Annotated in this window: 9 protein-coding genes, 1 tRNA gene, 1 other RNA gene and 3 pseudogenes; 5 read left to right on the top strand and 9 right to left on the bottom strand. The window is 69.9% G+C overall.

Features of this window, described 5'->3' with window-relative positions; all coding sequences use genetic code 11:
* Positions 1 to 110 precede the first annotated feature (110 nt).
* Positions 111 to 275: pseudogene (locus IQ220_RS16325) on the top strand (Mpo1-like protein); the annotation flags it as partial.
* Between the two features lie 3 nt (positions 276 to 278).
* On the opposite strand, the pseudogene IQ220_RS01980 reads toward IQ220_RS16325, so the two are convergent.
* The 4 genes and pseudogenes from IQ220_RS01980 to acpP form a co-directional block, all read right to left on the bottom strand.
* Positions 279 to 1,504: pseudogene (locus IQ220_RS01980) on the bottom strand (PQQ-dependent sugar dehydrogenase).
* 76 nt (positions 1,505 to 1,580) lie between these two features.
* The gene (gene tkt, locus IQ220_RS01975) at positions 1,581 to 3,605 is read right to left on the bottom strand and encodes a transketolase (RefSeq protein ID WP_193913082.1); all 2,025 of its coding nucleotides are present in this window, start codon (positions 3,603 to 3,605) and stop codon (positions 1,581 to 1,583) included.
* Between the two features lie 75 nt (positions 3,606 to 3,680).
* Positions 3,681 to 4,928: a beta-ketoacyl-ACP synthase II gene (gene fabF / locus IQ220_RS01970; RefSeq protein WP_186698272.1), complete on the bottom strand. Its 1,248-nt coding sequence runs from the start codon at positions 4,926 to 4,928 to the stop codon at positions 3,681 to 3,683.
* Positions 4,929 to 4,936: 8 nt separating this feature from the next.
* Positions 4,937 to 5,179, bottom strand: a complete 243-nt coding sequence (acpP, locus tag IQ220_RS01965; protein WP_193815346.1) for an acyl carrier protein — start codon at positions 5,177 to 5,179, stop codon at positions 4,937 to 4,939.
* Between the two features lie 181 nt (positions 5,180 to 5,360).
* Here acpP and psaC point away from each other — a divergent pair, with 181 nt between their 5' ends.
* Together psaC and glmS are read left to right on the top strand one after the other, a co-directional pair.
* The gene (gene psaC, locus IQ220_RS01960; protein WP_011295528.1) at positions 5,361 to 5,606 is read left to right on the top strand and encodes a photosystem I iron-sulfur center protein PsaC; all 246 of its coding nucleotides are present in this window, start codon (positions 5,361 to 5,363) and stop codon (positions 5,604 to 5,606) included.
* 95 nt (positions 5,607 to 5,701) lie between these two features.
* Positions 5,702 to 7,614, top strand: a pseudogene (glmS, locus tag IQ220_RS01955) (glutamine--fructose-6-phosphate transaminase (isomerizing)).
* A gap of 22 nt (positions 7,615 to 7,636) precedes the next feature.
* On the opposite strand, the gene IQ220_RS01950 reads toward glmS, so the two are convergent.
* Both IQ220_RS01950 and rimM read right to left on the bottom strand, forming a co-directional pair.
* A complete protein-coding gene (locus tag IQ220_RS01950; protein WP_193913080.1) occupies positions 7,637 to 9,106 on the bottom strand; it encodes a mannose-1-phosphate guanylyltransferase/mannose-6-phosphate isomerase in 1,470 nt (489 codons plus the stop codon).
* Positions 9,107 to 9,149: 43 nt separating this feature from the next.
* Positions 9,150 to 9,716: a ribosome maturation factor RimM gene (rimM, locus tag IQ220_RS01945; RefSeq protein ID WP_193913078.1), complete on the bottom strand. Its 567-nt coding sequence runs from the start codon at positions 9,714 to 9,716 to the stop codon at positions 9,150 to 9,152.
* Between the two features lie 71 nt (positions 9,717 to 9,787).
* On the opposite strand from rimM, the gene IQ220_RS01940 reads away from it, so the two are divergent.
* Positions 9,788 to 9,967, top strand: coding sequence for an NAD(P)H dehydrogenase subunit NdhS (locus IQ220_RS01940; protein WP_186698263.1), 180 nt, complete (start codon positions 9,788 to 9,790; stop codon positions 9,965 to 9,967).
* Here the strand turns inward: IQ220_RS01940 and IQ220_RS01935 are convergent.
* Positions 9,948 to 10,682, bottom strand: coding sequence for a ribonuclease III domain-containing protein (locus IQ220_RS01935; RefSeq protein WP_193913076.1), 735 nt, complete (start codon positions 10,680 to 10,682; stop codon positions 9,948 to 9,950). The genes IQ220_RS01940 and IQ220_RS01935 overlap by 20 nt on opposite strands.
* A 39-nt stretch (positions 10,683 to 10,721) precedes the next feature.
* An RNA gene (gene rnpB, locus IQ220_RS01930) (RNase P RNA component class A) lies at positions 10,722 to 11,132 on the bottom strand.
* Between the two features lie 77 nt (positions 11,133 to 11,209).
* Here rnpB and IQ220_RS01925 point away from each other — a divergent pair.
* Positions 11,210 to 11,283: transfer RNA gene (locus IQ220_RS01925), tRNA-Arg, on the top strand.
* A 46-nt stretch (positions 11,284 to 11,329) separates the two neighbouring features.
* Here IQ220_RS01925 and IQ220_RS01920 read toward each other — a convergent pair.
* Positions 11,330 to 12,910, bottom strand: a complete 1,581-nt coding sequence (locus tag IQ220_RS01920) for a mechanosensitive ion channel (protein WP_193913074.1) — start codon at positions 12,908 to 12,910, stop codon at positions 11,330 to 11,332.
* Positions 12,911 to 12,993: the final 83 nt, after the last annotated feature.

Genomic DNA, 12,993 nt, shown 5'->3' with positions numbered 1-12,993 from the left:
GGATGGCCCCTTGGCGATGGAGGCCCTTCTCAAGCGACATCCGCTTTTGGTCCGCCGGCGACATGAAAACTGGTCTGACGTGACCCCCATTAGTCCATTCCTCTGAGCGCTGGTGGCTGCTGCTGCTGGCCCCGCTGCAGGGCTACCTGCTCGCCTGGGCGGGACACGGCCTCTTCGAGCGCAACCGCCCCGCCAGCTTCCGCTATCCCCTGTTCAGCTTCCGGGGCGACTGGTGCCTGTGGTGGGGGATTCTCAGAGGCCGCATCGAGCTCTGAGCTTCAGAGCCCCGTGGGCCGCACCCGCAGCAGGCGGCCCTGCTCCTCATCGGTGAGCACATAGAGCGCTCCATCGGGCCCCTGGCGCACATCCCGCACCCGGGCGCCGATCGGAATCACGGATTCGGCGATCACGGCACCGTCGGCATCGAGCTGCAGGCGCCGCACCCCGCCGGCCACCAGACCACCGGCGAACAGGTTCCCGCGCCATGGCGGCACCGCCTCGCCCGGGAGCAGCGCCAGTCCGGAGGGGGCGATCGTGTCCATCCACACCCGGCTGGGGTCCACGAATCCCGGCGCGCTGCTGGTAGGCGCCACGGAGTCGCCGCTGCTGTATTCGAGGCTGTGGGCCACCACCGGCCAGCCGTGGTTGGCGCCGGGCCTGATCAGGTTGAGTTCGTCGCCGCCCCGGGAGCCGTGCTCCGTGGCCCACACCCGCCGGTGCACCGGGTCGTAGGCCAGGCCCTGGATGTTGCGGTGGCCCAGGCTCCACACGGCCGGGTCAGTCCCCGCCTGGCCCACGAAGGGGTTGTCGGGGGGGATGGAGCCGTCGTCCTGGATGCGGATCAGCTTGCCCAGGTGGCTGGCCGGGTTCTGGGCCTGGAGCCGGATCCAGGCGCCATCGAGCTCACGGGCGGGTTGCCGCCATCGCCGATCGACACCAGCAGCGTGTCATCTGGCAGCCACAGCAGCCGCGAGCCGAAGTGCTGGCCGCCGCTCTTGTCACGGTTCACCGTGAAGATCACCTGCCAATCGCTCAGGGCCCGGCCATCGAAGCGGGCCCGGGCCACACGGGTGCCGTTGGCCTCCTGGCTGCCATGGGCGTAGCTGAAATACACCCAGCGGTTCTGCGCAAAGCGGGGGTGCAGGGCGATGTCGAGCAGGCCCCCCTGGCTTGAGGCGAACAGCTGGTTGGCGGCCACATCGGCCACGGGCGCCACGCCTGGCACCGGCTCTGGATCCAGCACACCGGCGCGCACGACCCGGAGCCGGCCGGGGCGCTCGGTGATCAGCAGGTCGCCATTGGGAAGCCAGGCCACACCCCAGGGGCGGTTCAACCCCTCCACCACAGGCTCCAGCGCCACAGCCTCCACGGGAAGCCGGGCCGGATCCGGGCTCAGCAGCGCCGCTGCGCCGCCGGCCTGGCCATCGCCCGGCTGGGCGACGCAGCGAGGCAGACCCGCCATCGCCAAGGCCCCGATGGCGAGGGACATCGCCAGCGGGGCCATTGGCCGGTCACGAGGGGGAAACCAGGGCAGGGAGGGCGCCAAGGGACTGGGGCTTGAGGCCCCCAGTCTGCTGGCTTCAGCCGAGGGCCTTGGCCTTGGCCACCACGTTGTCCACCGTGAAGCCGAACTGCTCCATGCACACCGGACCCGGGGCCGAGGCGCCGAAGCGGTCGATCGACACGCTGCCACCCTCGAAGCCGGTGTACTTGTGCCAGCCGAAGGAGCTGGAGGCCTCCACCACCAGGCGCTTGCGCACCGCCGCCGGCAGCACGCCTTCGCGGTAGGCGGCATCCTGCTCCTCGAACAGCTCCACGCAGGGCATCGACACCACCCGCACGCTCTGGCCATCGGCCCGCAGCTGGGCCGCCGCCTTGACGCAGAGGTCGAGCTCGGTGCCGGTGCCGATCAGGATCAGGTCCGGGGTGCCGTCGCTGTCCTCGAGGATGTAGCCACCCTTGGCCACGGCAGCCGCGGTGGAGCCGGGCTGGTTGGCCATGCCCTGGCGGCTGAGGATCAGAGCGGTGGGGCGCTTGCGGTTGGCGATCGCCACCTGGTAGGCACCGCTGGTCTCGTTGCCGTCGCCGGGGCGGATCACCAGCAGGTTGGGCAGGGAGCGCAGGGTGGCGAGGGTTTCGACCGGCTGGTGGGTGGGGCCGTCTTCGCCGAGACCGATCGAGTCGTGGGTGAGCACGTAGATCACACCCAGCTCGCTCAGCGCCGAGAGGCGGATGGCGCCGAGGGCATAGCCGGCGAACACCGCAAAGGTGCCGCCGTAGGGGATCAGGCCACTGCCGTGGTAAGCGAGGCCGTTGAGGATCGAGGCCATGGCGTGCTCGCGCACACCGAAGTGGAGGTAGCGGTTGGCTTCGCCGCCCTTCTGGAAGCTGGCCTCACCCTTGATGTCCGTGAGGTTGGAGTGGGTGAGGTCGGCCGAGCCGCCGATCAGCTCGGGCAGGTTGGGGCCGATGGCGTTGAGGCAGTTGAAGGAGTGCATCCGGGTGGCCAGGCCCTTGTCCTCCGGGGTGTAGCTGGGCAGGGCGGCATCCCAGCCCTGGGGCAACTCGCCCCGCAGCTGGCGCTCGAACTGGGCGGCCTCGGCGGGGTAGGTGCTGCGGTAGGTGGCCAGGGTTTCGTTCCAGGCGGCCTCGGCGGCGGCACCGCGGCTGATCGCCTGGCGCCAGTGGTCATAGGACTCCTGGGGCACCTCAAAGGCGCCGTAGGTCCAGCCCAGATTGTTGCGGGTGAGCTCGGCCTCATCGGCGCCCAGGGCGGCGCCGTGCACCCCGGCGGTGTTGGCCTTGTTGGGGGAGCCGTAGCCGATCGTGGTGGTCACCTTGATCAGCGAGGGCTTGTCGGTGACGGCCTTGGCCTCGGCGATGGCCCGGGCAATGCCGGCCACGTCCGTGTTGCCGTCAGCCACGTGGATGGTGTGCCAGCCGTAGGCCTCGTAGCGCTTGAGCACATCCTCCGTGAACGACACCTGGGTGTTGCCGTCGATGGTGATGTGGTTGTCGTCGTAGAGGGCGATCAGCTTGCCCAGGCCCAGGTGGCCGGCCAGGGAGGCGGCTTCACTGCTCACGCCCTCCTGGTGGCAGCCGTCGCCCATGATCACGTAGGTGTGGTGATCGATCAGGTCGCAGCCGGGGCGATTGAACTTGGCCGCCAGATGGGCCTCGGCCATGGCCAGGCCCACGGCGTTGGCGATCCCCTGGCCGAGGGGGCCGGTGGTCACCTCGACGCCGGCGGTCTCGAAGGTTTCTGGGTGGCCCGGGGTCTTGGAACCCCACTGGCGAAACTGCTTGAGGTCGTCCAGGCCCACCGAGTCGTAGCCGGTGAGGTGCAGCAGCGCATAGAGCAGCATGCAGCCGTGGCCGGCGGAGAGCACGAAGCGGTCGCGGTTGAACCACTTGGGGTTCTTGGGGTTGTGCTTGAGGGTCTGGTCCCACAGGGCATAGGCCATGGGAGCGCAGCCCATGGGCAGGCCGGGGTGACCGGAGTTCGACTTGTTGATGGCGTCGACAGCCAGGAAGCGGATGCTGTTGATGCAGAGCGTTTCCAGCTGGCTGGCGGAGGCGGTGGAGGTGGTGGGGGTGGCGACCATCGGGAGGGAGCTAGGGGGTAAGGGTGATCAGGCTCGACGCAACAGGCGATGCCGGGCGGTGGGGCTAACGGACCATCAGCTCAGACGCCGGAAGGCCAGGCAGACGTTGTGGCCACCGAATCCGAAGGAGTTGGAGAGCACCACGTTGAGTTTCCGTTCACGGGCCTGGTTGGGCACGACATCCAGATCACAGGCCGGATCCGGATTGAGGTAATTGATCGTAGGCGGCACCAGGCCATGCTTCATGGCGAGCACGGCGGCAACGGCCTCGATGCCGCCGCTGCCGCCCAGCAGATGGCCGGTCATCGACTTGGTGGAGCTCACCGGAATCTGGCCGGCCCGCTCGCCCAGGGCACTCCTGATGGCGGCGGTCTCATTGCTGTCGTTGGCCTGGGTGCTGGTGCCATGGGCATTCACATAGTCCACCGCCTCCGGCTCCAGCTGGGCGTCCCGCAGGGCGAGCCGCATCGCCTGGGCCCCCCCGCGGCCGCCGGGGGCAGGTGAGGTGATGTGGTGGGCATCGCAGCTCATGCCGTAGCCCACCACCTCGCCCAGGATGGTGGCGCCACGGGCCTCGGCATGGTCCAGGCTCTCGAGCACCAGCACGCCGGCGCCCTCGCCGATCACGAAGCCGTTGCGCTCGGCATCAAAGGGGCGACTCGCCGTGGCCGGATCGTCGTTGCGGAAGGAGAGGGCCTTGGCACTGGCGAAGCCCGCCAGGCCCAGGGGCGTGATCGCCGACTCGGCGCCACCGCACACCATGGCGTCGGCCAGGCCCAGCTGGATCAGGCGGTAGGCATCGCCGATGGCGTTGGAGCCCGCCGCACAGGCCGTGGCCACGGCGGAGCTGGGCCCCTTGGCACCGAGGGCGATCGCCGTGAGCCCGGTGGCCATGTTCGGGATCATCATCGGCACGCAGAACGGGCTCACCCGGTCGGGGCCGCGATCGGCCAGCACGTGGGCCTGGCTCTCCATCATCAGTAATCCGCCCACGCCGGAGCCGATCGCCGTTCCCACCCGCTCGTCGTTGCTGGCGTCGATCGTGAGGCCGGCATCGGCCACGGCCTGCTTGGCCGCCACCACCGCGAACTGGCAGAAGCGGTCCCAGCGCTTCGACTCCTTCGGCTCGAGCCAGCCGCTGGGGTCGAACTGCTTCACCTCAGCGGCGAAGCGACAGGCATGGCGGCTGGCGTCGAACAGGGTGATCCCCGCCACGCCGTTGCGGCCGCTGCTCAAGCCATCCCAGTAGCTGGAGACGTCATTGCCGATCGGTGTGACCGCGCCGAGGCCGGTGATGACGACCCGCTGGAGACCCTGGACCATGGAGCGGTTCAGGCCTGCTTGTCCTGGATGTAGGTGACGGCATCCCCCACGGTGGCGATGCCCTCAGCCGCCTCATCGGGAATCTCGATGTCGAAGGCCTCCTCCAGCGCCATCACCAGCTCAACGGTGTCGAGGGAGTCGGCCCCGAGATCGTTCTGGAAGTTGGACTCAGACTTCACTTCTGCGGCGTCGACGCTGAGCTGTTCAGCAACGATGGAGCGCACTTTCTCGAAGATCGCTTCCTGGGACATGGCCGCTTTGTTGGTCGAGGCACTCTACGGGTCGTCCCGCCTGGGGCTCCTCAGGGGCCGCTCAGGCGCCAGTGAGGGGCGACTTATGAACAAGGATGACGGCCGCGGCGTCGGGGGCGATCGGACCCGAACAGCTTCGGTACCTTTGCCACACGCCGAGTCTCAGCACACCGGAGTCCAGATGTCCCACGCCGTCAAGATCTACGACACCTGCATCGGCTGCACCCAGTGCGTCCGTGCCTGCCCCCTCGACGTTCTCGAGATGGTGCCCTGGGACGGCTGCAAGGCCTCCCAGATCGCCTCCTCCCCCCGCACCGAAGATTGCGTGGGCTGCAAGCGCTGCGAAACCGCCTGCCCCACCGACTTCCTCTCGATCCGCGTCTATCTGGGCGACGAGACCACCCGCTCCATGGGCCTCGCCTACTGAGTTCTCAGCGGCCGCCCAGCCGGCCTGGGCCTTCCCTGCAGCTCCCATAAGCTCATGCCCGGCCCGCGCCGGGCTTTTTTTGTGATCCCTGGCCTATGTGCGGCATCGTTGCCCTGATCGGTTCCCGGGAGGCGGCTCCCCAGCTGCTGGAAGGGCTGCGCCAGCTGGAATACCGCGGCTACGACTCCGCCGGCATCGCCACCGTGGAGCTCCGCGGCGAAGGCCCCGAGGGGCAGCTCCACTGCCTGCGGGCGGAGGGCAAGTTGGTGAACCTCACGGGTCGCTTTGAGCAGCACGGCGCGCCGGGCCACTGCGGCATCGGCCACACCCGCTGGGCCACCCACGGCAAGCCCGAGGAACGCAACGCCCACCCCCATCTCGATGGCCGCGGTGAGCTGGCGGTGGTGCAGAACGGCATCATCGAGAACCACCGCAGCCTGCGCGAGGGCCTGCAGCAGGAGGGGGTGGTGTTCCGCTCCGACACCGACACCGAGGTGATTCCCCACCTGCTGGCGCGGCGGCTCGACCAGCTGCTGGGAGAGGGCACTGAGGCGGGGCCGGCGCTGTTGCTGCAGGCGGTGCAGGAGGTGCTGCCGCTGCTGGCCGGGGCCTACGCCCTCGCGGTGGTGTGGGGCCGGGTGCCCGGCGCCTGGTGGTGGCCCGCCGCGCCGCCCCTCTGCTGATCGGCCTTGGCGAGGGGGAATTCCTCTGCGCCAGCGACACCCCCGCCCTGGCGGGCTTCACCCGCACCATCCTGCCGATGGAAGACGGCGAGGTGGCCCTGCTCACCCCGCTCGGCATCGAGCTGTACAACGCCGAGGGCCAGCGGGTGCAGCGGGCTCCCAGCCTGCTGAGCGGCACCCAGCACGTGGCGGACAAGCGCAGCTTCCGCCACTTCATGCTCAAGGAGATCCATGAGCAGCCCGAAACCGCCGCCCTCTGGGTGGCACGCCATCTACCCCCCGAGGGGGGAGCGCGGCTCGTGGCCCTGGCCCTCGACGAGGGTCTCTACGAGGGGGTGGAGCGGATCCAGATCCTGGCCTGCGGCACCAGCCGCCACGCGGCCCAGGTGGGCGCCTACCTGCTGGAGCAGCTGGCCGGTATCCCCACCAGCGTGTTCTATGCCAGCGAGTTCCGCTACGCGCCGCCGCCGCTCAGCCGCCACACCCTCACGATCGGGGTGACCCAGTCGGGGGAGACCGCCGACACCCTCGCGGCCCTGGCCATGGAGCGCGACCGCCGCCAGCAGGTGGCCGATCCGGCCTACGCGGCCCGGCTGCTGGGGATCACCAACCGGCCGGAGAGTTCCCTGGCCCGCATGGTGCCCCACCTGCTCGACATCGGCGCCGGCATCGAGGTGGGCGTGGCCGCCACCAAGACCTTCCTGGGCCAGCTGCTGGCCTTCTACGGCCTGGCTCTGGCCTTCGCCGAGCGCCAGGGGGGCGCCCCGGGGGTGGGGGAGCCCGAGCAGTTGCGCCAGCTGGTGGGCCAGCTGCGCCAGCTGCCGCTGCTGCTGCGCCAGCTTGTGGACGACCACGACCAGCGCTGCGAGGCCCTGGCCCATCTGTTTGCCGACACCCAGGACGTGATCTTCCTGGGCAGGGGCATCAACTTCCCGATCGCCCTGGAGGGTGCCCTCAAGCTCAAGGAGATCAGCTACATCCATGCCGAGGGCTACCCGGCCGGAGAGATGAAGCATGGCCCGATCGCCCTGCTCGATTCGCGGGTGCCGGTGGTGTCGATCGCGATGCCGGGCCCGGTGTTCGAGAAGGTGCTCAGCAATGCCCAGGAGGCCAAGGCCCGCGATGCCCAGTTGATCGGGGTGGCGCCCCAGGGGCCCGACACCGACCTGTTCGATGTGCTGCTGCCGCTCCCCGAGGTGTCGGAGCTGCTCAGCCCCCTGCTCACCGTGATCCCGATGCAGCTGCTGAGTTATCACATCGCTGCCCATCGGGGCCTGGATGTGGATCAGCCCCGCAACCTGGCCAAGAGCGTCACGGTGGAGTGAGGGATCAGCTGCTCCTGAGGGATCAGGCGCCCTTCAGCACGGCATCGCTGCGCCCGTAGCGATCTTCGAAGCGCACGATGTCGTCTTCGCCGAGATAGGCGCCGCTCTGCACCTCGATCAGCTCCACGGGGATCTTGCCCGGGTTGCTGAGCCGGTGCCGGGACCCCAGCGGGATGTAGGTGCTCTGGTTCTCGCCCACCAGCTCCTGCTGGCCGTCCTTCTCCACCACCGCGGTGCCCTTCACCACCACCCAGTGCTCGGCCCGGTGGTGGTGCATCTGCAGCGAGAGGCTGGCGCCGGGATTGACCATGATCTTCTTCACCTGCCAGCGCTCGCCCTCCACCACGCCGTCGTAGGAGCCCCAGGGGCGGTAGATCTTGCGGTGCGCCTTGCTCTCGGGGGCGCCGGCCCGCTCCAGGAGTCCCACCACGGTCTTGACGTCCTGGGCCTTGTCGCGGTGGGCCACCAGCACCACGTCGTCGGTCTCGACCACCACCAGGTCTTCCACCCCCAGGCCCACCACCAGCCGGTGCTCGCTGCGCAGGTAGCAGTTGCGGCTGGCCTCGCTGATCACCCGGCCCCGCAGCACGTTGCCGGCGCCGTCCTGGTCGGCGGTTTCCCACAGGGCACTCCAGCTGCCCACATCACTCCAGCCGGCCTGGAGGGGCAGCACACAGCCCAGCTCCGTCTTCTCCATCACCGCCACGTCGATGGCCACCCCCGGGCAGCCGGCAAAGGCCTCCCGTTCCAGCCGCAGGAAATCGAGGTCGGCGGAGTCGTGCTCCAGGGCGGCGCGGCAGGCGCTCACCACCTCGGGGGCCAGGCGCTCCAGTTCCGCCAGAACAGCGCTGGCGCGGAACAGGAACATGCCGCTGTTCCAGGTGAAGCGCCCGGAGGCCAGGAAGCGCTCCGCCGTGGCGGCGTCAGGTTTTTCCACGAAGCGGGCGATCGGCACCGGCTGGGGGTCAGCGGCACCAGCGGTGGGCAGGGGCGCGGCGGCCTCGATGTAGCCGTAGCCGGTTTCAGGCGCCGTGGGCACGATGCCGAAGGTCACCAGCTGGCCCGCCATGGCGGCCCCCAGGCCGGCCTCCACCGTGCGGCGGAAGGCGGCGGTGTCGCGCACCACGTGGTCGGCTGCCAGCACCAGCAGCAGGGGATCGTCGCCGCGAGCCGTGGCGTGCAGGGCGGCCACCGCCACGGCGGGGGCGGTGTTGCGGCCGATCGGCTCCAGCAGGATGCCACCGGGCTCCACCTCGATCTGCCGCATCTGCTCAGCCACGATGAAGCGGTGGTCTTCGTTGCAGATCAGCAGCGGCGGCGCCAGCCCCGGCAGGCCCGCGAGCCGCTGGTGGGTCTGCTGCAGCAGGGTTTCCTCCCCACTGCCGCCCAGGGCCCAGTACTGCTTCGGGTAGCTGGCCCGCGAGAGGGGCCAGAGACGGGTGCCGGTGCCCCCGCAGAGGATCACGGGAACCAGGTTGGGAGTGCTGCTCATCGCTGTCGTGCCGTGCCGCCATTCAAGGCCAGCCCGCCAGGTTTCAGAGGTCAAGCAGACCTGGAGGAGGGGTGATGCCGATCCAGCCCTCCGCCAGCCTCACCTCCGGCACGATCGCCTGCACGAACGGGATCAGCAGCCGGCGACCGTCGCTGCGGGCCACTTCCAGCAGGTCGTTGCCCGCGTGGATCAGGTTGGTGACCGTGCCCAGCACCACACCCGCCCCGTTGCCGCTCTCAGCAACGCCCTCAACGCCGCCCTCGAGCAGGCGCACCTCGAGGCCCACCAGATCCAGCAGGTAGAACTCGCCGGGGGCCAACCTGGGACGGTCGCTGGCGGGCACCAGCAGCTCTTCGCCCACCACGGCCTCGGCCGCCTCGCGGCTGTCGACCCCGGCCAGGCGCAGCACGAACAGCTCCTTACCTGGCAGGGGCCTTCCAGAGAGCAGCTCCAGGGGGCGGGCCACCTGGCCGCGCCGCTGCAGCCAGCGGCGGCCGGGCCGGGTGAAGCGCTCGGGGAAGTCGCTCATGGGCAGCACCCGCACCTCCCCCTTCAGCCCCTGGGCCGCCACCAAGCGGCCCACCACCAGCAGTTCTTCGGTTTCCGTCATCGCTGGGGCTCGTCGATCGCAGTCATCGCTGGCGCTTACAGCCGATAATGGCCCCACGCCGGTTTTCCACCATGACTGACCTTCCGATCCTGCCGGGCAGCACCGTGGTGGTGCGTGACGGGCGCTCGATCTACAACGGCTACAAGGGCTTCGTGCAGCGGATCAGCGGCAACCGGGCCGCCGTGCTGTTCGAGGGCGGCAACTGGGACAAGCTGGTCACGGTGCCCCTGCTCACCCTCGAGCAGCTCTGAGGCGGGCGAGGGCCAGCCGCGCCGCGTCCTGCTCGGCGGCCCGGCGCGACCCACCCCAGCCCTCGGCCGGTTCCGGCCCGCTCGCCTCAAAGCTCACGCGGCAGTGAAACCGCCGGGGATCGCCGTGGGCCGGGCTGGCTTCACGGCAGCTGTAGCGCGGCAGCCCCAGGCCCTGGCCCTGGGTCCACTCCTGCAGCGCCGACTTCCAGTTGTGCCGGTCGGGATCGGCCAGCAGGGCCGCGCTGCTGCGCTGCCAGTGGGGGGTGAGCCAGCGGTGCACCGGCTGCAGGGAGCCCCAGGCCTGATACAGGCCACCGATCAGGGCCTCGCACAGCTCCGCCCGCACGGTGGCCTCGCCGGCGCGGTCGCCCTGGGCCATCGGACCGATCAGGGCCACGCTGGCCACGCCACACTCCTGGCCCAGTTCCGCCAGCCAGCGGTCACTCACCAGCTGGCTGCGCAGGGCCGCGTGGCGGCCCACGCTGAGGCCGTGGTGGTGCTGACGCAGGTATTCGGAGGCCGCCAGCCTCAGCACGGCGTCGCCGAGGAACTCCAGCTGCTCGTGGTTGCGGGGCAGGCGGGCGGAGGTGTGGGTGAGGGCCTCATCCACCGGGGCCAGGGCCTCCGCCGTCGATCCGGGGCCGCCGGGGCCATCTGGATCGAGGCCAAGGGCGGCCAGAAAGGTCACCAGTTGGCGGCGGCGGTCGGGGGTCACGGCAACGGGATGGGGCGGGGCGGCGCAGGCCAGCCGAAGGGGTGAAAGCAGGGCGTAAGCCGGGTTCTGTTCCGGAGCCGGGCGAACCCTCGCTCCGGGGCGATCATCTGTCTGGGACCGCCGTCTCCGACGGCCTCGAGCGGCGCACTTGTGGCGGGACGGGTGTCATGGCCAACCGTTGTCCCTGGGCCTTGCTCCCAGCCGGGGTTTACCGAGCCAGCACCTCTCGATGCTGCTGGTGCGCTCTTACCGCACCTTTGCACCCTTGCCTGTGCACGGGGACAAGCCCCGGCCATCGGCGGTGTTTTTCTGTGGCACTCTCCTCGCGGTCACCCGCACTGGGCGTTACCCAGCAAGCCTGGCCATTGGGGAGCCCGGACTTTCCTCAACCGGGCGGACCGGCGGCCCGAAGACCGCTGCCCCCCGATCGCGATCACCTCGCCTGCTTTCACCCCCCATGATGCCTTTCGGTCCGGCGGCCAGGGCTGCGGACCCGGTGGGGTGGCGGTCGCATAATGGCGTCGCAGGGGGCTGTAGCTCAGCCGGATAGAGCGACGGTTTCCTAAACCGTAGGTCGTGGGTTCGAGTCCCGCCAGCCCCGTATGGCCCACGCGGTGAAGCCTCGAGCACCGCCCTTGGCAGTGGCCTCAGCGGCGCTTGAGGCTGCCCACCCACTCGCGCAGCTGCTCGGCCGCCACCTCGCGACCACCGAGGCCGAAGGCCACGGCGGCAGCCACGGCCAGCGACCCGAGCACCAGGCCAAAGGCCAGGCCCACGATGTTTGGAGCAACGCCGATCTGCTGCAGAGCCATGGCGCCGCTGAAGCCGATGATCGCCACCCGGGAGATCTGGCCCAGCAGAGGGGCCTGGTGCCCGCTGGAGCCGCTCACCAGGTGGTGGGCCAACTGAGCCAGGTAGAGGCCCACGGCGAACACCACCAGGCCCGAGAGAATCTGGCCGAACAGCAGCAGCAGACCCTCCACAACCAAGGCCAGGCCTGGCAGGTTGAGCACATCGGTGGCGGCCACGGCCGCGAACAGCACAACGCCCACCTGGGCCACCACTCCCAGCAGCTCAGAGGGACGCCGGCCGATGGGGTTGTCGCCGTCGCGGTTGAGCCCCTCCAGCCCCATCCAGGTGTAGAGGCGGTCGAAACCCACCCCGGCCAGCAGCCGACTCACCAGCTGGCCGATGAAGCGGCCCGCCACCACGCCCAGGGCCAGCACCAGTGCAGCGGTGAAGATCAGGGGCAGGGCCGAGAGGATGCTGTTCAGCATCGCCGTGGCCGGCGTGGAGATCGCCGGGATGGCCAGGGCGTCGAGGGCGGCGGTGGCAGTGGGAATCAGGATCAGCACATACACCACGGTGCCCACCAGCCAGGAGAGCTTGCGGCCTCCCTGCTTGGGATCAAGGCCGAAGCCGGCACCCACCTGGTCGATGCCGCTGGAGGCGAGCAGGTTGGCCACCAGCAGGCGCACCGTGCGGGCCAGGAACCAGCCCACGGCCGCAATCGCGGCGGCCTTGGCGATCTGGGGCAGGGCACCCAGGAAGCTGTCGAACAGGTTCACCACGGGGGTGACCTGGGAGCCCAGGTTGAGGGCGTTGAGGATCAGCGGCAGGAAGAACAGCAGCACCAGCCAGTACACAACCTCGGCCAGGGTGTGACCCACCTGGCCGACCAGGGCAACCGGCTGAGCGGCCTCGGCCGCCATGGTGTCGGGGGCGGCATCAGCAGCGGCCTCCGGGGCTGCAGCGGCAGCAGCCAGAGGCCCACTCTCCGGCTCGGGGGAGGGGCTGAGGCCCTGGGTCACGCGCCGCAGGGCAGCGCGGGCCAGGGAGGCCAGCAGCCAGCCCACCGCCGCCAGCACGGCGGCCGCGCCCAGCTGGGGCAGGAAGGCAAAGATCTGATTGAGGAACTGGTTGAGCGGCTCCGAAACGGTGGTGAGCTGCAGCACGTTCAGGGCCGCCACGATCGACAGCACCATCACCACCCAGAACACCACCCCGGAGAGCAGTCGGTCGAGCTGGGGCATCGAGCCGGAGCTGCCAGCGCCCACGGCACCGCTGATGCGACGGTCGAGCCCCGTGCGGCGCAGCAATCGCCGCACACCCCGGGCCAGCAGGGCGGCCACCACGTAGCCCAGCAACAGGATGCCGAGGGCACCGAGCAGATTGCCCACCAGGCCCAGCATCTGCGGCCCCACCAGAGCCTTGATCGGATCGGTCATCGGCACTCTGAGGAGGGGGATCGGGGCTGTCAACTTCAACCCTGTGCAGAGCGTCCCCAGATGTCAAGCAACGGCCGCGAATG

The sequence above is a fragment of the Cyanobium sp. LEGE 06113 genome, assembly GCF_015207615.1.
The sequence above is the reverse complement of the archived record's forward strand: the minus strand, read 5'-3'. Positions and strand labels throughout refer to the sequence as shown.